Raw genomic sequence first — 23,570 nt, 5'->3', positions numbered from 1 at the left:
ATGTTCACCCTGACCGACGACGAGCGGGCGATCAGCGAGACCGCCCGCGACTTCGCCGCCGAGTTCCTCGCGCCCAATGCCGTCGAGTGGGACCAGGCCAAGCACTTCCCGGTGGACGTGCTGCGCAAGGCCGCCGCGCTCGGCATGGGCGGCATCTACGTCCGCGAGGACGTGGGTGGCTCGGGGCTGCGCCGACTCGACTCGGTGCGGATCTTCGAGCAGCTCGCCACTGGTGACCCGTCGATCGCCGCGTACATCTCCATCCACAACATGGTCGCGTGGATGATCGACACCTACGGCACCGACGAGCAGCGCCGACAGTGGCTGCCCGACCTGTGCTCGATGGAGCGCCTCGGCAGCTACTGCCTGACCGAGCCGGGAGCCGGCTCGGACGCCGCGGCGCTGGCCACCAAGGCGGTCCGCGACGGCGACGACTACGTCCTCACCGGCGTCAAGCAGTTCATCTCCGGTGCCGGCGCCTCGGACGTGTACCTCGTGATGGCGCGTACCGGCGACGCCGGTGCCCGCGGCATCTCGGCGTTCGTCGTGCCGAAGGACTCCGTCGGGCTCTCGTTCGGCGCGAACGAGAAGAAGATGGGCTGGAACGCGCAGCCGACACGCCAGGTGATCATGGACGGTGTCCGCGTGCCTGCGGCGAACCTGCTCGGCGGCGAGGGCAACGGTTTCCGTATCGCGATGAACGGACTCAACGGCGGACGTCTCAACATCGCGGCCTGCTCGGTCGGCGGTGGACAGGCGGCGCTGGTGAAGGCGCTCGACTATCTCACCGAGCGACGCGCATTCGGTGCGGCCCTTGTGGATTCGCAGGCCCTGCAGTTCCAGCTCGCCGACATGCGCACCGAACTCGAAGCGGCCCGCACCCTGCTGTGGCGGGCGGCGTCGGCCCTGGACGAGGACACCCCGGACAAGGTGGATCTGTGCGCGATGGCGAAGCGATTCGCCACCGACACCGGTTTCGAGGTCGCGAACCGGGCCCTGCAGATGCACGGTGGCTACGGCTACCTGTCGGAGTACGGTCTGGAGAAGATCGTCCGGGATCTGCGTGTGCACCAGATCCTCGAGGGAACCAACGAGATCATGCGGGTGGTTGTCGCCCGCAGCGTCGTCGCGGGAAAGGTGGGAACCGTATGAGCCAGGCCGACGAGCAGGAAGTTGTCGTCAGACGGTCGGGTGGGGTGGGGCGACTGACCCTGAACAGGCCCAAGGCGATCAACGCCCTCAACCATGCGATGGTGCGGACGATGGCGTCCGCACTGCTCGAGTGGGAGGCCGACCCCGAGGTGACCGCCGTGGTCGTCGACGGTGCCGGTGAACGGGGCCTGTGCGCGGGCGGCGACATCGTCGCAATCCACGACGACGCCAAGTTCGGCGGGACGGGTTCACGCGAGTTCTGGCGTGACGAGTACGTGCTCAACGCCGCGATCGGCCGCTACCCCAAGCCGTACGTGGCGATCATGGACGGCATCGTCATGGGCGGCGGCGTCGGGATCTCCGGGCACGGCAGCGTCCGCGTGGTCACCGAGCGGTCCACCATCGCGATGCCGGAGACCGGGATCGGCTTCGTGCCCGACGTCGGCGGCACGTTCCTTCTCTCCCGCACGCCGGGCGAGATCGGTACCCACGTCGCGCTCACCACGGGCCGCCTGAACGCCGGGGACGCGATCGCCCTCGGGTTCGCCGACCACTTCGTACCGTCCGAGTCGCTCGGCGACTTCGTCGCCGCGATCGAGACCCGCTCGCTCGACGAGGCGCTCGCGACGTTCGCGCAACCGGCTCCCGAGTCACCGCTGCTCGCGCAGCGGGACTGGATCGACGCCGCGTACTCCGCCGACACCGTCGAGGAGATCGTCTCCCGTCTGCAGGCCGCGGGCACCCCGGAGACGACGAAGGCGGCCGAGCGGATCCTCGGGAAGTCGCCTGTCGCACTGACGGTCACACTGCGGTCGCTGCGCCACGCCCGCACCCTCGACTCCCTCGAGGAGGTCCTCAACGAGGAGTTCCGGGTGTCGGTGGCATCGCTGTCCTCCCACGACCTCGTCGAGGGCATCCGCGCGCAGGTGATCGACAAGGACCGCAACCCGCAGTGGTCGCCGGCGACCCTCGCCGACGTCACCGCCGCGGACGTGGACCGCTATTTCCAGCCCCTCGGTGAGCTCGAACTGGGGCTCGCCGCACCCGATCTCGAGGAGGTTCGACAATGAGCACCCTTCCCACCATCGCGTTCCTCGGCCTCGGGCACATGGGCGGGCCGATGGCCGCGAACCTGGTCAAGGCCGGGTACGAGGTCACCGGCTTCGACCCGATGCCCGCCGCGCAGGAGCAGGCGTTCAAGGACGGCCTCACCGTCGCCGACACCGCGGTCGCAGCGGTCGCCGACGCCGACGTGGTGATCACCATGCTGCCCAACGGCAAGCTGGTGCTCGACCTGTACGACGAGATCCTCGGTGTCGCGAAGGCGAACACGCTGTTCGTCGACAGTTCGACCATCGACGTGGCGGACGCGAAGGCCGCCGCGGACAAGGCACACGCCGCCGGCCATCGCGCCGTCGACGCACCTGTCTCGGGCGGTGTCGCGGGCGCATCGGCAGGCACCCTGGCGTTCATGGTCGGAGGCAGCGAAGCCGACTTCGACTCGGCGAAGCCGCTGCTCGACGTCATGGGCGCCAAGGTGGTGCACTGCGGTGGTTCGGGAGTCGGGCAGGCCGCGAAGATCTGCAACAACATGATCCTCGGCATCTCGATGATCGCCGTGAGCGAGGCGTTCGTGCTCGGCGAGAAGCTCGGCCTGACGAACCAGGCGCTCTTCGACGTCGCGTCCAATGCCTCCGGCCAGTGCTGGTCCCTGACCAGCTACTGTCCGGTGCCCGGGCCGCTGCCGACCAGCCCGGCCAACAACGACTACCAGCCCGGCTTCGCCGCCGCACTGATGGACAAGGACCTCGGTCTCGCGTCGAATGCGCTGCGCGCCAACGGGGTCGAGGACGGACTCGGTCTGCGTGCGGCCGAGATCTACCACCGCTTCAACACCGAAGGCAATGGGGGACTGGACTTCTCCGCCATCGTCAACGACATCCGCACGCGATCAGAGGGAACCAAGTGAGCGAGTACGAAACCATCCTGGCCGAGCGCAAGGGCCGTGTCGGCGTCGTCACCCTGAACCGGCCGAAGGCGCTGAACGCGCTGAACAGCCAGTTGATGCGTGAGGTCGTCGCCGCTGTGGAGGCGTTCGACGCGGACGCCGAGATCGGCGCAATCGTCGTCACCGGGTCCGAGAAGGCGTTCGCCGCCGGCGCGGACATCAAGGAGATGCAGTCGAAGACGTTCGCCGAGGTGTACTCGGAGGACTTCTTCTCCGAGTGGGACCGGCTGTCGGCGGTGCGCAGCCCGATCGTCGCGGCGGTGTCGGGCTACGCGCTCGGCGGCGGCTGCGAGCTCGCCATGATGTGCGACTTCATCATCGCTTCCGATACCGCGAAGTTCGGTCAGCCCGAGATCAAGCTCGGCGTCATCCCGGGCATCGGCGGATCGCAGCGCCTGACCCGCGCCGTCGGCAAGGCCAAGGCGATGGACCTGTGCCTGACCGGCCGGAACATGGACGCGGAGGAGGCCGAGCGCGCCGGTCTCGTCGCGCGCATCGTGCCCGCTGCAGACCTGCTCGACGTCGCGCTGGACGCGGCGACGACCATCGCGTCCATGTCGCTGCCGATCGCGCGGATGGCGAAGGAGGCCGTCAACCGGTCCTTCGAGACAACCCTCGCGGAGGGCGTGAAGTTCGAACGCCGCGTGTTCCACTCTACGTTCGCCACCGCCGACCAGAAGGAAGGCATGGCCGCGTTCGTCGAGAAGAGGACGCCGAAGTTCGTGAACGGCTGATCCACTCGGACACACGACGACGGTCCGCGACGCGCACGCGTCGCGGACCGTCGTCGTGTGTCGGCCGTGTGCCGGTATTCGGGTTCCCTAGGGTGTCCTCGTGGACATCGACGAGCTCACCGTTGCCCACCGCGGTTCCGGCACACCCGTGTACAGACTCACCGGCGGAGCCCAGTTCCACTTCCGCTGCGGAGACGGGGGAACGCCGTTCCCGCACTCGTGGGATGTGACGGCGCGCCGGATCGAGGCGATGCTCCGGCTCGATCGATGGCTCGGACCCATCGACGCCACGCCGCGGCCGATGCCGTCGACCACCGCGCCTGTGCTCGATGTCGTGCTGGCCGACCGCCACAGCGCGGAGGAACGCTTCTCGGCCGTCACCCTCCGGGCGTACAGCACACCGCTTCCACCGCGTGAGCAGCTGACTCTCGTTCTCCCCTCCGACGGGCGTCCACCCTGGGCGAGTCTGGTCACGGGCGAGCCGCCCTCGACGTTTCGGGACCGCCCGGACGACGTCGTCGAAGCCACCCTTCGGGATGCCGCACTCCTGCGCCCGATCGTCGGGGCCGTCGGCTTCCACCTGATGTCGGAGCCGTGGATGGAAAGTCAGTACACGGCCCACGCGCTGCCGTTCCTGCAGCGGTACCCCGGACTGAACCTGCCGCACCGGTACGACTGGAACATCGACGGCGCCCGAGTCCAGTCGGTGGACTGGCTCACCGTGCTGGGCGACGAGCTGCTCAGCCCGCTCGGCGGCCGGGACCGGCTTCGGACGCGGCTGGCCGACACCGCGGAGCGGATGGGCGCCCCGGCGCCCACCGTCCTGCCGTACGACGGGGGAGTGGTGGTACGGGCCGGTGCGGGCCCACAGTTCGGCGACAGTGCGGGCCAGGGGGCTCCGCCGAGCTACCGGGTGGTCGACGCCGTCGTCCGGCGGGTGCGCTGGGACGGGATCGCGCACACACCCAGCGGACTGCTCAAGACCGCCCGCGGCGTCGACAGAGTCGACGCGACGCGACGCTGGGCGGCCCGATTCGAGTGAAGGCACCCGGCCCCGACGTCCAGGGACATCGGGGCCGGGTCACGATCGAGCGAGTCCGATCAGAGGCCGAGGTCCTTCGCGATGATCGTCTTCATGACCTCGCTGGTGCCGCCGAAGATGCGGGTGACGCGAGTGTCCGCGTAGAGACGCGCGATCGGGTACTCGGTGACGTAGCCGTAGCCGCCGTGCAACTGCAGGCACTTGTCGATGACCCTGCCCGCCGCCTCGGTGCAGAACAGCTTGGCCTTGGCCGCGTCGGGGACCGTCAGCTCACCGGCGTCGTGCAGTTCGATCGCCCGGTCCACCATCAGCTGGATGGCCTGCACCTCCGTAGCGCACTCGGCGAGAACGAATTTCGTGTTCTGGAACGCTGCCACGGGCTTGCCGAACACCTTGCGGTCCTGGACGTAGGCGAGCGCGTGCGCGAGCGCCGCGGAGGCTGTGGCGGCGGCGCCGAACGCGATCGTCAAACGCTCCTGCGCCAGGTTGTGGGTGAGGTAGCTGAATGCCGCGCCCTCGTCGCCGAGACGGTCCTCCACGGGAACGATCACATCGCTGAACGACAGCTCGGCGGTGTCGGATGTCTTCAACCCGATCTTCTGCAGCTTGCGTCCGACCGCGAAGCCCTCGGTGGCGGTGTCGACGACCAGGATCGTCAACCCGATGCGGCGGTTCTCCTCCGAACTCGGCGCCGTCCGGCACACCACAAGGATGCGGTCGGCGAGCGCGCCGCCGGTGATGAACGTCTTCGCCCCGTTGAGGACGTAGTGGCTGCCGTCGTCCGAAAGCTTCGCACTGGTCGCGATGTTGGCGAGGTCGGAGCCTGTGCCCGGCTCGGTCATCGCGATCGCGAACATCAGGTCACCGGACGCGAATCCGGGCAGCCACCGCTGCTTCTGCTCCTCGGTGCCGTGCTCCAGCAGGTACGGCAGGATCAGGTTGCTGTGCACCGAGTAACTGCCGAACGAGGCGCCCGCCGCCGCGACCTCTTCGGCCACGACGACGTTGAACTTGATGCTCGACTCCCCGCCGCCGCCGTACTCCTCGGGCGTCTGGATGCCCAGGACACCGAGCTCGCCGAGTCGGCGGTAGAAGTCGCGCGGAGGGTGGCCGTCGGCCTCCCAGTCGTGGTGGACGGGTACGACCTCCTTGGCGATGAACTCACGAATGGTCTTGCGGAAGGCTTCGTGATCCTCGCCGAAGATGGTTCGCTGCACGGGAAATCTCCTCTTCGAGTCCGAACGGTGCGGTCGTAGAATGGCTGTGTATCCACGTCCCGCGACCCTGGCACCAGCATGCCCCGCGCCGACGAATCGGCACCATATCGATCGGCTATCGGACCCTTCGTGGTTCCCAATGACAGGTCCCCGCGAAGGTCACCACTTCGTGGGAGCGTCCCCGGTGTCGAAGTCCCCGGCATCCCGGCGCAGTTCCGCCAGAATACGGACGAGGGTGTCGAGCTTGGCGGCCGGAAGTCCGGGATTGGCGAACACCTTGCTGTTGAGGAGTTCGGTGGCCTCGACCGCCAGATCCCTTCCCTGCTGGGTGATCTCGACGAGCGTTGCGCGCCGGTCGCTCGGGTGCGGGACGCGCCGCACCAGACCGGCCTTCTCCAGACGGTCGACCGCGTTCGTCACCGACGTCGGGTGAACCTGCAGTCGCGCACTGGCCTTCGCCATCGGCAGCGCGCCGGTGCGGGTGAAGGTGAGCAGCGCCAGAAGTTCGTAGCGGGAGAACGTCAACCCGGTGGGCTTGAGGACCTCCTCGACGCGGGCGATCATGATCTGCTGCGCTCGCATCACCGACGTCACCGCCGCCATGCCGTCGGCGACGTCGCCCCAGCCGTGTGCCTCCCACTGGCGGTGGGCCTCCTCGATGGGATCGAGCGGTAGCGGTTGTGACGGCATGATCGCCATCATCCCACGAGGTGGCCGGGGGCTCGCGCACGTCGCGCCTGTACCTTCCTTTGCGGAGGTAAAAAGTTGAGCGATGCCCGGACACCGTGGGCGCAGCACGCACTGGTCCAAGCGGTCTTCTTCCTGATGGGCGCCGAACTCTTCCTCGCATCGCCGCTGCTGCCGACGATCGCCGAGGACTTCGGCACGTCGATCCGGTCCACGGCGTGGGTCGTCACCGTGTTCGGACTGACCTACGCGGCGGCGAGCCCGCTGTTCGGCGCGCTCACCGAACACCTGCCGCGCAAGCGGGTGATCCTTGCCGGCGTCGGCGTGTTCGCCGTCGGGGAGGCACTGTGCGCGCTGGCCCCGGGCCTCGGGTGGCTGCTCGCGGCGCGCGCCGTCGGCGGACTCGGCGGGGCCCTCGTCGGTCCGGCGATGTGGGCCTATCTCGCGGAGACCGCGGCGCCACGCGAACGCGGTCGCGCCATCGCAGGCGGGACCGCCGCGTACGCGGGCGGGCAGATCGTCGGGGTGCCGCTCGCGACTTTCGCGGCGGCGGCCTCCAGTTGGCGGGTGGCGTTCGCGGTCGTCGCGGGCGGTCTGATCGTCGCGGGAACGCTGATCGCGCTCCGGCTGCGGGACTCGCACACCGCGGCGCCGCGCCGCACTCCCGCCCACGCAGCGCTCCGCTCGTCCTTCGGCCTGTGGCGAGTGGGGGTGTTCCGGACCATCATGGCGGGGAACTTCTTCGTCCAGGCCGCACGATTGGGTACCTACGCCTACGCCGGTGCGCTGTTCGCCACCCGGTTCGACTTCGGCACCGGCGTTCTCGGCCTCGTCGGGATGCTGGTCGGGCTCGGTTCGTTGCTCGGATCGCTGGTTGCCGGTCCGTTCATCGATCGCTGGCAGTCCACCGGCAGGCACGTCAGTCTGCTCGGCATCGGCTGGGGACTGCTGATGGCGGTCGGGCTCGGTGTCGCGACCACCGCGACGACCTGGCAACTGTGTCTCGCCGGGTTCGTGCTGTCGTTCTTCTCCGGCACCGGCTTCTTCGCGACCGCGCAGGTGTACCTGACGACGGTGATGGCGGAGCGACGCGGTCCTGCGGTGTCGTGGAACAACTCGGTGCTCTACATCGGCACCGGCGCAGGAACCACGATCCTCGGCTTCACCACGCTCGGAGGCACCGCCTTCGCCGTCTGTTCGGTCGCCTTCGCGCTCTGCGCCGCCGGCTTCAGCGCCCTGACCGCCACCCGTCGCGCCTGACCGATTCGGGCATCCCCACGCCAGTGGCTGAAAGTGGCGTTCGTGCGGTCTGTCGAGGTGAACGTGGCTTTCAGCCGGTGGTCGGGGTGGGTGCCGCCTTTGGCTGAAGGTGGCGTTCGTGCGGTCTGTCGAGGTGAACGTGGCTTTCAGCCGGTGGGCCGGGGTGGATCGGGCGGGTTCGGATCACGATGAGCGGAAGGGTGGGCGCCGGGCGGCGAGGAGGGCACAGTGATCGGTGATGCGGGTGTGGCTGAGTGGTCAGGCACCGGCCTGCAAAGCCGTTCACACGGGTTCGAATCCCGTCATCCGCTCGAAGGTCGGGGCCGGTCTCGCAGCCGGCCCCGACTCGTTTCACAGGGGTGCGGGAATCCGGGTGGACCGGTAGCCGCGACCGTCGCGCGTCGGCTGCCACGTCCGCCAGTGCTTGGTGGACAAGCGGAACGGCAGGTTTTCCTGAACCTGGGCAGCCGCCACGGCGAGTCGCTCGTCGGCGGGAAAGTTCAGCCACAGGGACAGCGACGACGACGCGGTGCCGATCGTGGCGCGAACCCCGGATTCGCCGAGCATCCGGCCGTAGCCGTCCACCGGAAACATGCCGAATGTGTCGGCGTCGATTCCCTCGTACACGCCGCCCGTCGTGGAATCGATCAGCCGAACCGGTGCGCTCCAGGTGACGGCCGCGAGCGAGTGACCGTGTCCGGTTCTCGCATCGGTGCCGGCGTCGCCGAGGAGGTCGAGCATCGCCTCGAGGACATCCGCGCCGACTGCCCATTCCGTGTGCGTGCGGTCCCGGCGTCGGGGACCCCCGAGCGCCTCTTCGGTCCGCGACACGAGGCGGGCGGTCACGTCCTCGGGGCCGCCGGACCAGATCCGGAAACCCACCTCGGCGAAGGAGATCGGGGAGGTGTTGCCGTCGACGAACCTGCTGACGTGTTCGTATGCGGCGCGGGGCTTCCTGGTGCGGAGGGAGTGTGCCGCGCCTGCCGACGCGGGGAGTCCGTCATAGGTCACGACGTGGTTCGGCTTCACACGCGCATTGTCCCGTGGCACCGGTACGGACGCGCGAAGGCCCGGCCGGTGCAGCACCGGCCGGGCCTTCGCGTTCGGGTCGAGGTCAGCCGACCGTCGGCGGCTGGTCGACGAGTTGTGCCAGGTAGAGCTGTTCGCCGAGCTTGTCGATGAGTTCGAGCTGCGTCTCGAGGTAGTCGACGTGATCCTCCTCCTCGGCGAGGATCTTCTCGAAGATCCCAGCCGTCGTGTGATCGCCCTTCGCGCGGCACATCGTGATACCGGGTCGGAGCCGCTCGACGACTTCGAGTTCGATCGCGAGATCGGAGGTGAACTGTTCACGAATCGTCTGACCGATGCGGAGTGGGAGGATGCGCTGGTAGTTCGGCAGGGCCTCGAGCATGAGGATGCGATCCGTGAGCGTCTCCGCGTGTTGCATCTCCTCGAAGGACTCCTGCCGCGTTTTCTCCGCGATCTTCGTCAGGCCCCAGTTCGCCTGCATCTTCGAGTGGAGGAAGTACTGGTTGATCGCAGTGAGCTCGCTCGTCAACTGTTCGTTGAGAAGGGCGATGACCTCATCGTCGCCACGCATGACAGCACCTCCGGAGGGTTGGCTGGACGTTGTACACAGCCTAGCCCGCACCGGAGGAGATATCTCGGTGTACTTGTTGCGAGTCTTTGCTCGCTGACGAATGGGTTACGCGCTGATCGGCTCGGCCTCGCATTCCTCGACGACGGCGTAGTGCTGCTCGATCATCGACTTGATGCGGTCGCGGCACATTCCGCAGCCGCGTCCGCGTCCGGCGCCGCAGCCCATGGCCACGTGCTTGGCGGTGCGTGCACCGGCGGCGATGCACTGGTGCACCGTGTCCTCGGTGGTTGCCTCGCAGACGCACACGTACATGTCGTGATCCTCCAGCCCTACTTCCTGGAGGGAAGGCTACACTAACTGCGGCCCGTTTGTGAAGGCTAGGCTAACCCAAGTTTTTGATCTTGATCGTGCCTGCCGAGGGCACTCGGAACGATTGGTTTCGCACCGGCGACGTCGTCGCGGAGTGGCCGGGGAACACTCCGCCACGGGCATTGGAATCGCAGGTCGGCGACGTGGACGACCGAATCGTGGAGCTGGTGCGTGCGCTCGCTCCAGGCATCGATCCGGTCGCCCACGGGGACCACGTGTCGGGGACTCAGACCCCGAAACGCTCGTTCACCTCGGCCTGGGTGAGGCCGTACTCCTCGAGCGTGTAGCGGTGCACCGGCTTGCGGTCACCCGTCTGGGACTCCGCGTGCAGGGCCTCCATGTTCCGCTGCGCCGCCGAACTCAGCGACATCCCGAAGCTCGAGTAGATGTCCTCGACGGTGCCGAGCGGGTCCGCGTGGAAGTCGCCGAAGTCGACGTCGACGAACTGGGCCGGGTCGTACTTCGCGCGCGCGGCGGTGAACGTCTCCAGGCCGCGTGCCCAGAGTTCGAGCTGGCCGCGCCCGATCACGTCACCCTTGAAGGTGTTCGACCAGCCCTCGGTGGCCTGCTCGGCGAGACTGCACGTCGATGCCATGATCGTGCTCGGCGGACGGTGCGTCTGGATGATCAACGCGTCCGGGTACACCGCCATCAACTCGTCGAGCGCGAACAAGTGGCTCGGGTTCTTGAGCACCCAGCGCCGGTCCTGATCGGGCAGGCCGATCAGCTGCAGGTTCTTCTTGTGCCGCGCGTAGGCGTTCGTCCAGTCCTGGCCTTCGAGCCATTTCGAGTACGTCGGCAGGTTCGCGAGGCACTCGTAGGAGACCGACTTGAACGTCTGCCGCAGCAACTGCCAGCACTCCTCGACCTCGGCGGCCGACATGTAGTGCACACCCATGAACTCGGGATGCTCGACGTGGTGCTGGCTGAACTGCGCCTCGATGCCCTGGAACACCGGGTTCGACTCCCACGTGTCCCGCGGCGGCCGCGGCTGCGGCATTTCCGTCAGCCACATCTCCAGGCCCTGGTTCGCGGGGTCGACAGTGAGCAGGCGATGCAGCGCGGTGGTGCCGGTGCGCGGCAGCCCGGTGACGAAGACGGGTCGCTCGATCGTGACCTCGGCGTGCTCGGGGTTCGCCTTCCACGCCGCCTCGGACAGCAGTCGCGCGACGAGAGCCCCCCGCAGGAACACTCGCGAGATCTTGCTGCCGAACGGAGTCAGGTCCTCGTCCCGCGCGTACGAGTCGAGGAGGACGCCGAGGGCTTCGGTGTAGTCGTCCTCGCCGAAGTCGGTCATGCCGGTCATCTTCGTGGCCGAGGCGTGCAGGTCCTCGACGGTGCCGACCGTGGTGCGCTCGGTGCTGTCAGTCATGTGTCCGGATCCTCTAGTGATGGAATTCGCCGCAGTTGACGTCGAGGCACTGCCCGGTGATGCCGCTGGCCATGGGGGAGGCCAGGAAGATCACCGCGTCCGACACCTCGTCGGTGGTGGGCAGCCGCTTGAGGTCGGTGCTCGCCGCGGTGTGGTCGTAGATCTGCTCGACGGTGGTGCCGTACTTGTTCGCCTGGTGTGCGAAGTACTGCTGCAGGGTGTCTCCCCAGATGTAGCCGGGTGCAACCGAATTGATCCGGATCCCCTTCGGTCCCAGCTCTGTTGCCAGCGACTGCGAGACGGACAGCAGGGCGGATTTGGCCATCTTGTAGCTGCCGTACCGCTCCTGCGAGTGCCGCAGCACCATCGAGTTCACGTTCACCACGGCGCCCTTCGACTCCTCCAGCGCGGGTGTGAACAGCTGGGTCAGTCGCAGTGCACCGAAGACCGTCAGCTCGACGGCGTCACGCATGTGCTGGAAGTCGGTGCGCTCCAACGGCTTCATCGAGGGCACCGAGAACGCGTTGTTGATCAGCACGTCGGCGCGGCCGTAGGCGTCCTGTGTGGCGGCGACGAGGTTCTCCACGGAGGCGTGGTCGGTGATGTCGGTGGCCACGGTCAGTGCGCGACGGCCGAGGTCCGCGACCTCCTTCGCGACCTCGTCCAACCGCGACTGGGTGCGGGCGGCGAGCACCAGGTCGGCTCCGGCCTCGGCGCAGCGGAGCGCCAGCGTCCGGCCCAGTGCCGGGCCGACGCCGGAGATGACGACGATCTTGTCCTGCAGAAGTGAAGACATGCTTGTCCTTGTCTGGTTTCTGTCGAGTCGTGTTGTCTAGCCGAGCATCCGGTCGGCGATGGCCGCCTGACGGGCGCCGATACGCGCTGCCCAGTCCTGCTGGGTGATCCGGTTCTCGTCGTGGAAGGGGAGCTTCGCAGCGACCTCGTCGATGCCGACGACCTCGACGGTGGGACCGTCTTCGGGCGTCAGGTCGCGGGATGTCCGCTGCCAGCGGAACTGCAGGATGCCGCGGGGGTGGCCGACGGTCTCGATCCAGTTGGCGATGCCGGGATTGCGCTCGGACACGACCATCCGGATCATCCTGTCCGGGTCGACCTGGGCCTGGTTGTGGTTGAGCGAGGTCTGGTGCCCGGTGTAGTCGAGCGAGATGTACCACATGCTGCCGAGCTGGAAACCCTGGTACGGCGCATCGGATTTCGGGACTGTGATGATCATCGCCTGGTCCTCGGCGAGGTCGTAGTGACCCACGGAGGAGAACTGGGTGGCCAGTCCGCCCGGAGTCGGCCGCGGTGCCGTCATCGTGTTCACCGGCAGCTTGAGGTAGAACCACTCGGGGAACTGCAGCCACGTCTTGACCCGGCTGACGAGGGCCTTGCCCGCGCGCGCGAAGCGCTTCGCCGTCTCCTCGGGCGTCAGGGCGTCGAAGGCGACGCCGATGCGGTCCACCCGTTCGACGCGGATCGATCCGCGCCGCTGGGACCAGTCGCTGTACACCTCGCGCACCACCAGCTGGGACGCCCCGGGGGCGAGGGTGAAGTGGTTCCGTCGGCCACCGCCGTACGGCGACCCGTCCGCCTGTGCCGGGCCGAAGCGCACCTCGAAGTGCCCGTCCGGGTCGATGTCGATGGCGCGGTCGTCGAAGGCGGACTCGCTGCCGGGGACGTTCGAATCGGTGTAGTTGCCGCTGAGTACCTGGAAGCTCAGGTCGCAGGTGCTGCCGCGCTCGCCGGTGACGACGTACTCGGCGTCGTCGTTGACACGGGTGCCGAAGTACAGCGTGTCGGGGTTGTCGAGGCCCATCTTCATGTACGGCCCGGTGCCCTGGATGAAACTCGGGTGGGTCTTCTCGGTCGCCCATGCCGCGTGCGTGCAGGCCAGGATTCCGCCCGCCAGGTACTGGTAGCCCTCGAGCAGGTCCTGCTCCGACCGGATGTGGGGCGCGGCGGCGACGAGCGCCTCGGCTTCGGCGATCGCGTCCGTCAGTGGCCCCGTCAGTACGCCGACCCCGGCCACCGGGGACGTCGCGCCCAATTGATCTGTCACTCCCGCTCCTTGCGTCGCTGGTGCTACCGAACTGGTGGTACAAATATGTACCTATGTGGTAGGAGATTGTTGCTCAGACCATAGAACGCGTTCTAAGGAGTGGTCAATGGCTGCCGAGCCGGACAACGTCACCGGACGTCGATCGCCGCCGACCGAGCGGGTGATCCAGGTGCTCGACCACCTCGTCGCCCGGCCGGACGGCCGATTCGGGCTCTCGGAACTCTCCCGCGACCTCGGGATCAGCAAGCCGACGTGCCTGGGCATCCTCACCGCGCTGGTCGGCGGCGGCTACCTCACACGGGATGTCGACGCGCGTTACGGGCTCGGGCCCGCACTCATCGCCGCCGGCCGGGCCGCCCAACGTGGGTACGCAGCCGGGTCGGTCGTCCGCCCGCACCTGGACGCGCTCGCCGCCGAGTTCGGCGCCGTGTGCACCGCGTCCAGCGTCGTCGGAGATCAGGTGATGATCCTCGAGGTGGCGATCCCCCCGGGTGGCGAGCCCGGCCGGGCCGCGGCGCGGGTGGGGCAGGTGTACCCGTTCGCACCACCGGTCGGGCTGATGTACGTCCTGTGGAGCCACGACGACGAGTTCGCGCGGTGGCTCGAGCGCGACCCCGCCTTCCCCGTGGTCCTCGATCGCGAGTTGCTGCGCCGCGTCGTCGACGACTGCCGGGAGGCCGGGTACCTCGTCGAGAGGCTCACGCCGACCGGGCGCAGGCTGTTCTCCCTGATGGCCGGGGTTGCCGATCGCAACTTGCCCGCCGAACTGCGTGAGCTGGTGGGCGAGATGGTCTCCAGCCTCGGGGAGCGGGTCTACCTCGGTCGCGAGAGGGCTGTGGACGTGGAGTATCCGGTGAGCCTGATCGCGGCCCCGACCTACGACGCGGACGGCAGGCAGTCGATGGTGCTCACCCTGGACGTGGGCGCGGCGATCAGCGGCGCCGAAATCGAGCGCCGGGGGCGGGCACTCGTCGAGGTGGCGGACGCCGTCACCGCGGAGTTCGGTGGGCGATTGCCGAGCCGGGCGGTCCGCTGACCGGCATTGACCGTCGCTGGAACAGGTTCTACAGTCGGCACCACACTTCCAAATTGGTACCGATGCGGTACAAAAATGTACCGACTGCAGCCTCGGAGGCTCGATGACAGCACAGTCCCCACCTGCCAGTTTCCCGCCCAACTACCAGTTGACGCATCTCGATGCGCTGGAAGCCGAAGCGGTGCACATCTTCCGGGAGGTCGCCGCGACCTTCGAGCGGCCGGTGCTGCTCTTCTCCGGCGGCAAGGACTCGGTGGTGATGCTGCACGTAGCACTCAAGGCCTTCTGGCCTGCGCCGCTGCCGTTCGCGGTCATGCACGTCGACACCGGCCACAACTTCGACGAGGTCATCGAGTTCCGGGACCGCGTCGTCGCGGAGCACGGGCTGCGGCTCGTCGTCTCCAGCGTGCAGGAGGACATCGACGCCGGGCGCGTGGTCGACGAAACCGGACCACGGGCCAGCCGCAACCGGCTGCAGACCCACGCCCTGCTGCGTGGCATCCGCGACGGCCGATTCGACGCCGTCTTCGGCGGTGCGCGCCGGGACGAGGAGAAGGCCAGGGCCAAGGAGCGCGTCTTCAGCTTCCGGGACGAGTTCGGGCAGTGGGATCCGCGGGCGCAGCGTCCCGAGTTGTGGCACCTGTACAACGGCAAGCACCGCAAAGGCGAGCACATCCGGGTGTTCCCGCTGTCCAACTGGACCGAACTCGACATCTGGCAGTACATCGCCGCCGAGCGGATCGAGCTGCCGTCGATCTACTACGCGCACCGCAGGCCCGTCGTGCCGCGCGACGGAATGCTGCTGGCGCACACCAGGTTCCTCACGCTGCTCCCCGGCGAGGAGTCGTACGAGGAGCTGGTGCGATTCCGGACCGTCGGCGACGCCACCTGCACCGGCTGCGTCGAGTCCACCGCCGTCACGGCGGAGGACGTCGTCGTCGAGGTCGCGGCCAGCCGCATCACCGAACGCGGCGCCACCCGCGCCGACGACCGCATCTCCGAGGCGGGCATGGAAGACCGGAAGAAGGAGGGGTACTTCTGATGACGCAGCAGCAACTACTTCGCGTCGCCACGGCGGGCAGCGTCGACGACGGCAAGTCGACGCTCATCGGCCGGCTCCTTTACGACTCGAAGTCGATCTTCGAGGACCAGCTCGAAGCGGTCGAGCGCAGCAGCCGCGAACGCGGCGACGAGCACGCGAACCTCGCCCTGCTCACCGATGGCCTACGTGCCGAACGCGAACAGGGCATCACCATCGACGTCGCGCACCGGTACTTCGCGACGCCGCGCCGCAAGTTCGTCATCGCCGACACCCCCGGCCACGAGCAGTACACCCGCAACATGGTCACCGGGGCGTCGACCGCCGACCTCGCCCTGATCCTCGTGGACGCCCGCAACGGCGTGCTGGAGCAGACGCGGCGGCACGCGTTCCTGTCGGCGCTCCTCGGCATTCCCCATCTCGTCGTGTGCGTCAACAAGATGGACCTCGTCGACTGGTCGCAGGACCGATTCGAGGAGATCTGCGAGGAGTTCCGGCAGTTCGCGGCCAAACTCGACGTCCACGACCTGACGTTCGTCCCCGTCTCGGCGCTCAAGGGTGACAACATCGTCACCCGCACCGAGAGCATGCCGTGGTACGAGGGTTCCTCGCTGCTGCACCTGCTCGAGGAGGTACACGTCGCCTCCGACCGCAACCTGATCGACGCCCGGTTCCCCGTCCAGTACGTGATCCGGCCGCAGCGGCAGACGGATGCGGATCTGCACGACTTCCGTGGGTACGCGGGCACGATCGCCAGTGGCGTGTTCAAGCCCGGCGACGACGTGGTGGTCCTGCCCTCCGGCCGTGCCACGCAGATCGCCGAGATCCACGCGCCCGGCGGCGCGCCGCTTGCGGAGGCGTTCGCGCCGGCGGCCGTGTGCATCCGACTGACCGACGACATCGACATCGCGCGCGGTGACACCCTGTGCCGTCCCAACAATCGCCCGCAGGTCGGGCAGGAACTCGACGCCATGGTCTGCTGGCTCACCGAGCAGTCCGAGCTCGCCGAGGGCGGCAGCTACACCCTGCTGCACACCACCCGTTCCACCAAGGCGCGGGTCGAGCGGCTGGACTACCGGCTCGACGTCAACACCCTGCACCGCGACGAGTCCGCAGGGGCGTTGCAGCTCAACGAGATCGGACGCGTCCAGTTGCGTGCGCAGCAGCCGCTGCTGTTCGACCCGTACCGCCGCAACCGGGTCACGGGCAGCTTCATCCTCGTCGACGACGCCACCGGCAACACTGTCGCGGCCGGCATGATCACCGGCCCGACCCTGCGGGAGACCGCGGTGGTCTGGCACACCTCGACCATCGATCGCAGCGAGCGCGCCACCCGTGGCGTGACGGTCTGGCTCACCGGACTGTCGGCCTCCGGGAAGTCCTCCGTCGCAGCGGAACTGGAACGCCGACTGGTGGCCGCGGGAACCCCGGCCTACCGCCTCGACGGCGACAACCTCCGGCACGGGCTCAACGCCGACCTCGGGTTCGGGGCCGACGACCGCGCCGAGAACGTGCGTCGCGTCGGAGCCGTCGCGCAGTTGTTCGCCGACGCGGGCATGGTCGCGGTCGCGTCGCTGATCAGCCCGTACCGCGAGGACCGCGACCGGGTGCGCGCCGCACACGAGGCCGCGGGTCTGCGTTTCGTCGAGGTGTTCGTCGACACCCCGCTCGAACAGTGCGAGGCCCGGGACCCGAAGGGCATGTACGCCCGGGCCAGGGCAGGGGAGATCACCGGTTTCACGGGAATCGACGATCCCTACGAACGCCCGGAGCGGGCCGAGCTGGTCCTCACCCCGGAGGACGGCGATCCGGTCGCGCAGGCCGCCGCGATCATGGAGTACCTGGCCTGATGAGCACCGATTTCGAACTCGACGACGCGCAGCTCGCCGCCGAACTCGCCGCCCGCGCGGGTGACCTGCTCCTCGACCTCCGGGACCGCGAGCTCGGCACCGATCCGCTGCCGAAGGACGACGCCCGGGCGCTGAGCCGGCGGGGTGACGCGGACGCCAACGGCCTGCTGCTGGCGATGCTCGCCGACCACCGGCCCGGCGACGCCGTGCTCTCCGAGGAGTCGGTGGACGATCCGGCCCGGCTGGGTGCGGCCCGGGTGTGGATCATCGATCCGCTCGACGGTTCCCGTGAGTTCGGACTGCCCGGCAGGCCCGACTGGGCGGTGCACGTCGCGCTGTGGGAACGGGACGCCGGAATCACCGCCGCCGCGGTCGCGCAGCCCGCACTGGGGCGGGTGTACCGCAGCGACACCTGCAGCGCGGCGTTCACCGATCACGCCAGGCCGCGAATCCTGGTCAGCGACAGTCGCCCACCGGAGTTCGCCGCGCCGTTGGCGGAACGGATCGGCGGTGACCTCCAACCGATGGGGTCGGCGGGCGCGAAGGCGATGGCGGTCCTGCGGGGGGACGCCGACGCCTACGTGCACGCGGGCGGACAGTGGGAATGGGACTCCGCGGCCCCCGTCGGAGTCGCCCTCGCCGCCGGACTGCACTGCTCGCGCGTCGACGGGACCGAACTGCGGTACAACGAGGCCCATCCCTACCTGCCCGACCTGCTGATCTGTCGTCCCGATCTCGCGCCCGCACTGCTGTCGGGGATCGCGGACCTCACCGGGGCGGCCGCGGACAGTCCTCGAGTGGCGATGGTGCGGGAGTACCTCGGCTCGCTGCTCAGCCACGACGCGAGCAAGGTGCGCCTCGCCGCCGACTGCTTCCGCGTCGAGAACGGCCGCCGAACCGGAGAATCCGGTCCCGAGATCGTTCGCGAACTCGAAACCGGTGCGCAGTACCTGCCGCTCACCGCCATCCGTGAACTCACCTTCACCGAGTTCGGCACCGACGTGGTCGCGCGTTTCCTGCTCGACATGAGCGTCGGGGACGAGACCTCCACGGTCGCGCTGACCGAGCACTTCGCCGTCCCCGGCGCCGAGATCGCGGCCGTCACGGCGATCATCGAGCCCGCCTGATCCGAACCACCAGCACACCGACACAGGAGATCACGAGTTGAGCACCCCCGACCGCATCGTCACCGAGTTCTGCGCGGCCTGGGCCGACGCCGACGTCGACGTCCTCGCGGCGTACTTCACCGAAGACGCGGTCTACCACAACATTCCGATGGCGCCGGTGGTCGGCAAGGCGGCGATCGAGGACTTCCTCACCGGGTTCGTCGGTCAGTTCGGCGGTATCGACTTCCGGGTGCACCGGCAGGTGTCGAGCGGATCGGTCGTGATGAACGAGCGCACCGACGTCTTCACGATCAACGGCACCACGATCGAACTGCCCGTGATGGGCGTCTTCGAGATCACCGAGGACGGCAGGATCGCCGGGTGGCGGGACTACTTCGACATGGGTCCGCTGAACGCGCTCGGCTGAGCGACCCCACCAACGAGGAAACCCCGGTCGACATGGTCGACCGGGGTTTCCTCGTTGACTGGTGCACTCGAAATGCGAGTGCCCCCGGCAGGATTCGAACCTGCGGCCTTTCGCTCCGGAGGCGAACGCTCTATCCCCTGAGCTACGGGGGCGCACCGGCTGAAAACCGGTGTTCCTGTTGGGCGGGATCAGCGTAGCGCATGGTGCTCCGGAATCCATATTCGCACCCTCCCTGTGGACAAAGTACCTGGTAGCCAGCAGCATGAAGCCGACGAGGTGAGGTTCAACGAGGCACCGAGGAAGGCGAGAGCCGATGGTCGACACGACCGGATCCGGATACACCGACGACGAACTCGACCTGGACCTGCGATGGTGGGCAGCAGCCAACTACCTCACCGTCGCGCAGATCTATCTGCAGGCGAACACGCTGCTGCGTGACCCGTTGCGAGCCGACGACGTCAAACCGAGGCTCCTGGGGCACTGGGGCACAAGTCCGGGACTGTCGGCGATCTACACCGTCCTGAACCGGCACATCCGCCGTACCGGCGCCGACTGGCTGTACGTGACCGGGCCCGGTCACGGTGGGCCCGCGCTCGTTGCCGCGACGTACCTCGAGGGCACCTACTCGGAGGTCTACCCCCACGTGGGACAGGACGCCGCAGGTATCGAGCGGTTGTGCCGACAGTTCTCGACACCGGGCGGAATCCCCAGTCACGTCAGCGTGCAGACACCCGGAAGCATCCACGAGGGTGGCGAACTCGGCTATGCGCTCGCGCACGCAGGCGGTGCCGCCTTCGATCGCCCCGACCTGGTGGTGGCCTGTGTCATCGGCGACGGCGAAGCCGAGACGGGCCCGCTGTCCGCGTCCTGGAAGCTCCCGGCGTTCCTCAACCCGCGTCGCGACGGCGCGGTGCTGCCGATCCTGCATCTCAACGGTGCCAAGATCGCCGGGCCCACCGTGCTCGGGCGCAGCAGCGACGCGGACGTCGAGGCCTACCTGTCGGGACAGGGCTGGACCCCGATGTTCGTCGAAGGGGACGATCCGCGGCAGGTGTTCCGGGATCTGGCCGCGGCGGTGGACAGCGCACACGACACGATCACCGGGCTGCAGGAGGCGGCCCGGTCCGCCGACGGCGGCGGCCACGGCCGGTGGCCGGCGATCGTGCTGCGCACGCCCAAGGGCTGGACCGGACCGCACACCGTCGACGGCGTCCTCGTCGAGGGAACCCACCGTGCGCACCAGGTGCCGCTGTCGGGGGTGCGGGACAACCCGGAACACCTGACACTGCTCGAGGAGTGGCTGCGCTCGTACCGCCCGGACACGCTGTTCGACGTCGAGGGCGCGCTGGTACCGGAACTGGCGGCCCTGGCGCCCGTCGGGGACAAGAGGTTGGGCTCCACGCCCTACGCCAACGGTGGACGCCTACGCAGACCCCTGCACGTGCCCGCGCTCGAACGCTATGCACTCGATGTCGCTGCGCCGGGAACGACCTTCCACGAGACGACCCGCGTCTTCGGCGAACTCATGCGCGACATCTACGCCGCGGGAACGCGATCGGACGGCGGCGGTGACTTCCGGCTGTTCTGCCCGGACGAGACCGCGAGCAACCGGCTGGGCGCCGTCTTCGAGGTCACAGACCGCTGCTGGCAGCTGCCCGTCACCGACTTCGACGACGGGCTGGGACCGGACGGTCGGGTGATGGAGGTGCTGAGCGAACACCTCTGTCAGGGCTGGCTCGAGGGCTACCTGCTCGCCGGCGGGCACGGTGTCTTCGCCAGCTACGAGGCGTTCGCGATGGTGAGCGTGTCGATGCTGATCCAGCACGCGAAGTGGCTCCAGCACGCGGTGACCCTGCCGTGGCGCGAGCCGGTGTCCTCACTGAACGTCCTGCTGACGAGCACGTGCTGGCGCAACGACCACAACGGGTTCAGTCACCAGGGCCCCGGCATGATCGACGCCGCGATCCCGCTCGCTCCCGACGTCGTGCGGATCTGGCTCCCGCCGGACTCCAACACGCTGCTGTCGATCGCCGACCACTGCCTGCGCAGCGTCGATCACGTCAATCTGATCGTCGTCGACAAGCAGCCGCACCTGCAGTACCTGACGCTCGACGAGGCCGCTGCGCACTGTGCCGCAGGCGCGTCGGTGTGGCACTGGGCGGGCAACGAACCGGACGCGGGAGAACCGCCGGACATCGTGTTGGCCGCGGCCGGGGACGTACCCACCCAGGAGATCCTCGCGGCCGCCGAACTGCTGCGCGCTTGGGTGCCGTACCTGCGGGTGCGGGTGGTCAACGTCGTCGACCTGATGGCGTTGCTCCCGCCGGGGGATCACCCCCACGGCTTCACCGACGCGTCGTTCGTCGACCTGTTCACCGTCGACACCGACGTCGTCTTCGCCTTCCACGGCTATTCGCGTGCCGTGCACGAACTGCTGCACGGACGACCCGACCCGGGCCGATTCCACGTCCGCGGGTTCAGCGAACAGGGCACCACGACAACACCGTTCGACATGGTGGTGCTGAACCGGATGAGCCGCTACCACCTCGTGATCGAGGCGCTCCGCCGCAGCAGGCGGGTACCCGAGCGCGGCGACGAACTCGTGGCGTACTGCCGCGCCCAACTCGACCGGCACCGTGAGCACGTGGTCGAGTACCTGGAGGACATGCCCGAGGTGCGCGACTGGACCGTCGGTTCCACCCCGCCTCCGCCACCCCCACCTTCGGCATGAACGGAACCGTTCAGTCGATCAGATCGACTGAACGGTTCCGTTCATGCGCGTCAGGCGGGTGCGCCACGGGTAGGGACGCGAGAGGCGACCGTCAGGGGAAGGGGAGCGGTTCGGCGCCCTTCTCGGCGAGCATCTGCGTCATCCGCTCGGACTCGCTCTCCTGCGTCGACACCATGGTCTGGGCCAGGCCGCGCACCGCCGCCACATCGGCGTTCTGTGCGGCGTACTCCATCATCTCGAGTCCGCCCTGGTGGTGCCGCAGCATCAGCTGCAGGAACATCACGTCCGCCGCCTCACCCCGCGCCTGCCGCAACGCCGACATCTCGGCGGACGTCGCCATGCCCGGCATCTGAGCGCTGCCCGAGGACGCGGCACCGGAGGTCGGCGTGGTCGCCGCGGAGGTGCCCTCGTGGCCGGCGCCCTCGTGACCGCCGGCATGGCCGTGCCCGTCACCCATCCACGCCATGTGATCCGCGGTGGACGCCACCGGCTGGTTCCACAGGGCGAGCCACCCGGTCATCTGACCGATCTGGTTCTGCTGCGTGGTCAGCAGGTCGTAGGCGAAGTCGCGGACCAGCGGATCGGACGCGTTCGCGAGGGCGATCGCCGACATCTCGACGGCCTGGTCGTGATGCTCGATCATGTCCTGTGCGAACCCGACGTCGACCGATCCGGCCGTCGGGGTGACCGAATCGTCGTGCAGCAGTTGGTTGGCCAGGAACCCGAGCCCGAAACCGACCGCGATCGCCGCGACCAGCCCCAGGATCGCGAGAGCGGTGCGTTGGCTTCGCGGCGCGGGGTCTGTCGTCTCAGCGGATGTCATGTCCACGTCCTTCCAGTGATTGCTCGACCGGCCGGTTCACCCGGACCACCGGGTGAGGCTGGTCCGTCAGCTCGCCGGTGCGGGCTCGGGCGCCATCGGCAGGCCGGTGCCGCCGATCTCCGACGCGTCCGGGGTCAGGCCCGCACCGTCCATGGAGACCGCGTCCGGACCCGGCTCGCTCGGGTCGAAGGCCGGCGGGTTGTCCGGATCGAAGGCGCCCGGGATCGTCGAGCAGGACGCGCCGACCTCCGGGTAGGCGCCGAACCGGTTCAGGCGCAGCGCGGCCACGAACTGGTTGATCCGCTCGTCGTCCGCGCTGTCGACCTTGAGCTGATGTCCCCAGCTCTGGAGTGAGATCGGCGAGTCGAGGCCCGGGTACGGCGACATCAGCATGTAGGACTTGCCGTCGACACGGTCGGCGAGCTGCTGCCGCTGGTCGTCCGACACGCGATCCGGGTTGTAGGTGATCCACACGGCGCCGTGCTCGAGGGAGTGGACCGCGTTCTCGCTACGGATCGCGTTCGGGTAGACGACACCGGTGCAGGTCGCCCACGTCTGGTCGTGGGGGCCGCCGAAGGGGGGTGCCTGGTCGTAGGCGACGCGCTGGTCCGCCGACACGTGCAGGGCGGCCGGGTACTCGATCTTGACGACGCCGTCGATGCCGTCGGACGGATCCTGGTTCGACTCGCTGGGCGCGAACTTGTCGGCCTCCGCCTTGTCCTGGTACTTCGGCACGAGATTCACGGCGAGCAGGGCCACGAGCGCGACGACGGCGACCACCGCGCCGATCGTCAGCCAGGGAATGTTGCGCTGCTTCGGCAGGCCGCCCCTGGCTGATCCGCCGGACTTCTTGTTGGCGGCCTTGATGGCCTTCGCTGACTTGGCGCTGCTCTTGGCGCCGCGATTTTCCGAACCGCTCGGCATCTGTGGGTGCTCTTTCGCTGATGTGGACGTCAATGTCTGTCACGGGTGGTGCGTCGCGGTCGCCTCGTCGTGTGACGGACGACACCGTCGCACGACGGCGGACCCGCGGTCGCCCCACTGTACGTTCCGTG

At 68.5% G+C, this 23,570-nt stretch carries 22 protein-coding genes and 2 tRNA genes; 13 read left to right on the top strand and 11 right to left on the bottom strand.

The features are described 5' to 3' along the window. The 5 genes from ACFSJG_RS11200 to ACFSJG_RS11180 all read left to right on the top strand — a co-directional run bounded on the left by ACFSJG_RS11200 (position 1) and on the right by ACFSJG_RS11180 (position 4,936). A complete protein-coding gene (locus tag ACFSJG_RS11200) occupies positions 1-1,152 on the top strand; it encodes an isobutyryl-CoA dehydrogenase (protein ID WP_378485312.1) in 1,152 nt (383 codons plus the stop codon). Beyond that, a complete protein-coding gene (locus ACFSJG_RS11195) occupies positions 1,149-2,222 on the top strand; it encodes an enoyl-CoA hydratase/isomerase family protein (protein WP_378485311.1) in 1,074 nt (357 codons plus the stop codon). Before ACFSJG_RS11200 ends, ACFSJG_RS11195 begins: the two co-directional genes overlap by 4 nt. Continuing rightward, positions 2,219-3,121 (top strand): 3-hydroxyisobutyrate dehydrogenase, encoded by a 903-nt coding sequence (gene mmsB / locus ACFSJG_RS11190; RefSeq protein WP_378485310.1) that lies wholly within the window; start codon positions 2,219-2,221, stop codon positions 3,119-3,121. The genes ACFSJG_RS11195 and mmsB overlap by 4 nt, the downstream gene beginning before the upstream one ends. After that, positions 3,118-3,894, top strand: coding sequence for an enoyl-CoA hydratase (locus ACFSJG_RS11185; RefSeq protein ID WP_378485309.1), 777 nt, complete (start codon positions 3,118-3,120; stop codon positions 3,892-3,894). The genes mmsB and ACFSJG_RS11185 overlap by 4 nt, the downstream gene beginning before the upstream one ends. A 100-nt stretch (positions 3,895-3,994) precedes the next feature. Further along, positions 3,995-4,936 carry a type VI immunity family protein gene (locus tag ACFSJG_RS11180; RefSeq protein WP_378485308.1) on the top strand — a complete coding sequence of 314 codons (942 nt, stop codon included), beginning with the start codon at positions 3,995-3,997 and terminating at the stop codon, positions 4,934-4,936. A gap of 59 nt (positions 4,937-4,995) precedes the next feature. Here the strand turns inward: ACFSJG_RS11180 and ACFSJG_RS11175 are convergent, their stop codons facing one another. Together ACFSJG_RS11175 and ACFSJG_RS11170 are read right to left on the bottom strand one after the other, a co-directional pair. Continuing rightward, on the bottom strand, positions 4,996-6,153 hold the full coding sequence (locus ACFSJG_RS11175; RefSeq protein WP_378485307.1) for an acyl-CoA dehydrogenase family protein: 1,158 nt from the start codon (positions 6,151-6,153) through the stop codon (positions 4,996-4,998). Between the two features lie 159 nt (positions 6,154-6,312). Then, positions 6,313-6,843 carry a MarR family winged helix-turn-helix transcriptional regulator gene (locus tag ACFSJG_RS11170; protein ID WP_378485306.1) on the bottom strand — a complete coding sequence of 177 codons (531 nt, stop codon included), beginning with the start codon at positions 6,841-6,843 and terminating at the stop codon, positions 6,313-6,315. Between the two features lie 75 nt (positions 6,844-6,918). Between ACFSJG_RS11170 and ACFSJG_RS11165 the strand changes: the two genes are divergently transcribed. Next, entirely contained in the window at positions 6,919-8,100 is a 1,182-nt protein-coding gene (locus ACFSJG_RS11165; RefSeq protein ID WP_378485305.1) for an MFS transporter, read from the top strand. Between the two features lie 240 nt (positions 8,101-8,340). Beyond that, positions 8,341-8,411: transfer RNA gene (locus ACFSJG_RS11160), tRNA-Cys, on the top strand. A 40-nt stretch (positions 8,412-8,451) separates the two neighbouring features. Here ACFSJG_RS11160 and ACFSJG_RS11155 read toward each other — a convergent pair. The 6 genes from ACFSJG_RS11155 to ACFSJG_RS11130 form a co-directional block, all read right to left on the bottom strand. Further along, a complete protein-coding gene (locus ACFSJG_RS11155; protein ID WP_378485304.1) occupies positions 8,452-9,129 on the bottom strand; it encodes a hypothetical protein in 678 nt (225 codons plus the stop codon). 85 nt (positions 9,130-9,214) lie between these two features. Beyond that, positions 9,215-9,700, bottom strand: a complete 486-nt coding sequence (gene bfr, locus ACFSJG_RS11150) for a bacterioferritin (protein WP_378485303.1) — start codon at positions 9,698-9,700, stop codon at positions 9,215-9,217. Between the two features lie 105 nt (positions 9,701-9,805). Then, positions 9,806-10,012, bottom strand: a complete 207-nt coding sequence (locus tag ACFSJG_RS11145; RefSeq protein WP_378485302.1) for a (2Fe-2S)-binding protein — start codon at positions 10,010-10,012, stop codon at positions 9,806-9,808. Between the two features lie 283 nt (positions 10,013-10,295). Continuing rightward, positions 10,296-11,441 carry a sulfotransferase family protein gene (locus ACFSJG_RS11140; RefSeq protein ID WP_378485301.1) on the bottom strand — a complete coding sequence of 382 codons (1,146 nt, stop codon included), beginning with the start codon at positions 11,439-11,441 and terminating at the stop codon, positions 10,296-10,298. 13 nt (positions 11,442-11,454) lie between these two features. Then, entirely contained in the window at positions 11,455-12,237 is a 783-nt protein-coding gene (locus tag ACFSJG_RS11135) for an SDR family oxidoreductase (RefSeq protein ID WP_378485300.1), read from the bottom strand. Positions 12,238-12,273: 36 nt separating this feature from the next. Next, a complete protein-coding gene (locus ACFSJG_RS11130; RefSeq protein WP_378485943.1) occupies positions 12,274-13,473 on the bottom strand; it encodes a hypothetical protein in 1,200 nt (399 codons plus the stop codon). A gap of 136 nt (positions 13,474-13,609) precedes the next feature. On the opposite strand from ACFSJG_RS11130, the gene ACFSJG_RS11125 reads away from it, so the two are divergent. The 5 genes from ACFSJG_RS11125 to ACFSJG_RS11105 all read left to right on the top strand — a co-directional run bounded on the left by ACFSJG_RS11125 (position 13,610) and on the right by ACFSJG_RS11105 (position 18,961). Beyond that, positions 13,610-14,539 carry an IclR family transcriptional regulator gene (locus ACFSJG_RS11125; protein ID WP_378485299.1) on the top strand — a complete coding sequence of 310 codons (930 nt, stop codon included), beginning with the start codon at positions 13,610-13,612 and terminating at the stop codon, positions 14,537-14,539. Between the two features lie 103 nt (positions 14,540-14,642). Next, the gene (gene cysD / locus ACFSJG_RS11120) at positions 14,643-15,581 is read left to right on the top strand and encodes a sulfate adenylyltransferase subunit CysD (RefSeq protein ID WP_378485298.1); all 939 of its coding nucleotides are present in this window, start codon (positions 14,643-14,645) and stop codon (positions 15,579-15,581) included. Beyond that, positions 15,581-17,428 carry an adenylyl-sulfate kinase gene (gene cysC, locus ACFSJG_RS11115; protein WP_378485297.1) on the top strand — a complete coding sequence of 616 codons (1,848 nt, stop codon included), beginning with the start codon at positions 15,581-15,583 and terminating at the stop codon, positions 17,426-17,428. The genes cysD and cysC overlap by 1 nt, the downstream gene beginning before the upstream one ends. Continuing rightward, complete coding sequence (locus ACFSJG_RS11110; protein WP_378485296.1) at positions 17,428-18,555, top strand: 3'(2'),5'-bisphosphate nucleotidase CysQ; 1,128 nt, start codon at positions 17,428-17,430, stop codon at positions 18,553-18,555. Before cysC ends, ACFSJG_RS11110 begins: the two co-directional genes overlap by 1 nt. A 37-nt stretch (positions 18,556-18,592) precedes the next feature. Continuing rightward, positions 18,593-18,961: a limonene-1,2-epoxide hydrolase family protein gene (locus ACFSJG_RS11105; RefSeq protein WP_378485295.1), complete on the top strand. Its 369-nt coding sequence runs from the start codon at positions 18,593-18,595 to the stop codon at positions 18,959-18,961. Positions 18,962-19,040: 79 nt separating this feature from the next. On the opposite strand, the gene ACFSJG_RS11100 is transcribed toward ACFSJG_RS11105, so the two are convergent. After that, positions 19,041-19,113: transfer RNA gene (locus tag ACFSJG_RS11100), tRNA-Arg, on the bottom strand. Between the two features lie 161 nt (positions 19,114-19,274). On the opposite strand from ACFSJG_RS11100, the gene ACFSJG_RS11095 reads away from it, so the two are divergent. After that, positions 19,275-21,692 carry a phosphoketolase family protein gene (locus tag ACFSJG_RS11095; RefSeq protein WP_378485294.1) on the top strand — a complete coding sequence of 806 codons (2,418 nt, stop codon included), beginning with the start codon at positions 19,275-19,277 and terminating at the stop codon, positions 21,690-21,692. Positions 21,693-21,783: 91 nt separating this feature from the next. Here the strand turns inward: ACFSJG_RS11095 and ACFSJG_RS11090 are convergent, their stop codons facing one another. Both ACFSJG_RS11090 and ACFSJG_RS11085 read right to left on the bottom strand, forming a co-directional pair. Further along, positions 21,784-22,515 carry a DUF305 domain-containing protein gene (locus ACFSJG_RS11090; RefSeq protein ID WP_378485293.1) on the bottom strand — a complete coding sequence of 244 codons (732 nt, stop codon included), beginning with the start codon at positions 22,513-22,515 and terminating at the stop codon, positions 21,784-21,786. 66 nt (positions 22,516-22,581) lie between these two features. Beyond that, entirely contained in the window at positions 22,582-23,439 is an 858-nt protein-coding gene (locus ACFSJG_RS11085; protein ID WP_378485292.1) for a DUF3105 domain-containing protein, read from the bottom strand. Positions 23,440-23,570 lie beyond the last annotated feature (131 nt).

Source organism: Rhodococcus gannanensis (assembly GCF_042681175.1).
GTDB classification, from domain to species: Bacteria; Actinomycetota; Actinomycetes; order Mycobacteriales; family Mycobacteriaceae; genus Rhodococcus_G; species Rhodococcus_G gannanensis.
Note: the sequence above shows the minus strand (reverse complement) of the source record. Positions and strands in the feature narration are given on the sequence as shown.

Excerpts from the sequence above, each read along its gene's own strand:
- ACFSJG_RS11200 (WP_378485312.1), top strand. The coding sequence starts at position 1 with ATGTTCACCCTGACCGACGACGAGCGGGCGATCAGCGAGACCGCCCGC.
- ACFSJG_RS11195 (WP_378485311.1), top strand. The coding sequence starts at position 1,149 with ATGAGCCAGGCCGACGAGCAGGAAGTTGTCGTCAGACGGTCGGGTGGG.
- mmsB (WP_378485310.1), top strand. The coding sequence starts at position 2,219 with ATGAGCACCCTTCCCACCATCGCGTTCCTCGGCCTCGGGCACATGGGC.
- ACFSJG_RS11170 (WP_378485306.1), bottom strand. The coding sequence starts at position 6,843 with ATGCCGTCACAACCGCTACCGCTCGATCCCATCGAGGAGGCCCACCGC.
- bfr (WP_378485303.1), bottom strand. The coding sequence starts at position 9,700 with ATGCGTGGCGACGATGAGGTCATCGCCCTTCTCAACGAACAGTTGACG.
- ACFSJG_RS11145 (WP_378485302.1), bottom strand. The coding sequence starts at position 10,012 with ATGTACGTGTGCGTCTGCGAGGCAACCACCGAGGACACGGTGCACCAG.
- ACFSJG_RS11140 (WP_378485301.1), bottom strand. The coding sequence starts at position 11,441 with ATGACTGACAGCACCGAGCGCACCACGGTCGGCACCGTCGAGGACCTG.
- ACFSJG_RS11135 (WP_378485300.1), bottom strand. The coding sequence starts at position 12,237 with ATGTCTTCACTTCTGCAGGACAAGATCGTCGTCATCTCCGGCGTCGGC.
- ACFSJG_RS11125 (WP_378485299.1), top strand. The coding sequence starts at position 13,610 with ATGGCTGCCGAGCCGGACAACGTCACCGGACGTCGATCGCCGCCGACC.
- cysD (WP_378485298.1), top strand. The coding sequence starts at position 14,643 with ATGACAGCACAGTCCCCACCTGCCAGTTTCCCGCCCAACTACCAGTTG.
- cysC (WP_378485297.1), top strand. The coding sequence starts at position 15,581 with ATGACGCAGCAGCAACTACTTCGCGTCGCCACGGCGGGCAGCGTCGAC.
- ACFSJG_RS11110 (WP_378485296.1), top strand. The coding sequence starts at position 17,428 with ATGAGCACCGATTTCGAACTCGACGACGCGCAGCTCGCCGCCGAACTC.
- ACFSJG_RS11095 (WP_378485294.1), top strand. The coding sequence starts at position 19,275 with ATGGTCGACACGACCGGATCCGGATACACCGACGACGAACTCGACCTG.
- ACFSJG_RS11090 (WP_378485293.1), bottom strand. The coding sequence starts at position 22,515 with ATGACATCCGCTGAGACGACAGACCCCGCGCCGCGAAGCCAACGCACC.
- ACFSJG_RS11085 (WP_378485292.1), bottom strand. The coding sequence starts at position 23,439 with ATGCCGAGCGGTTCGGAAAATCGCGGCGCCAAGAGCAGCGCCAAGTCA.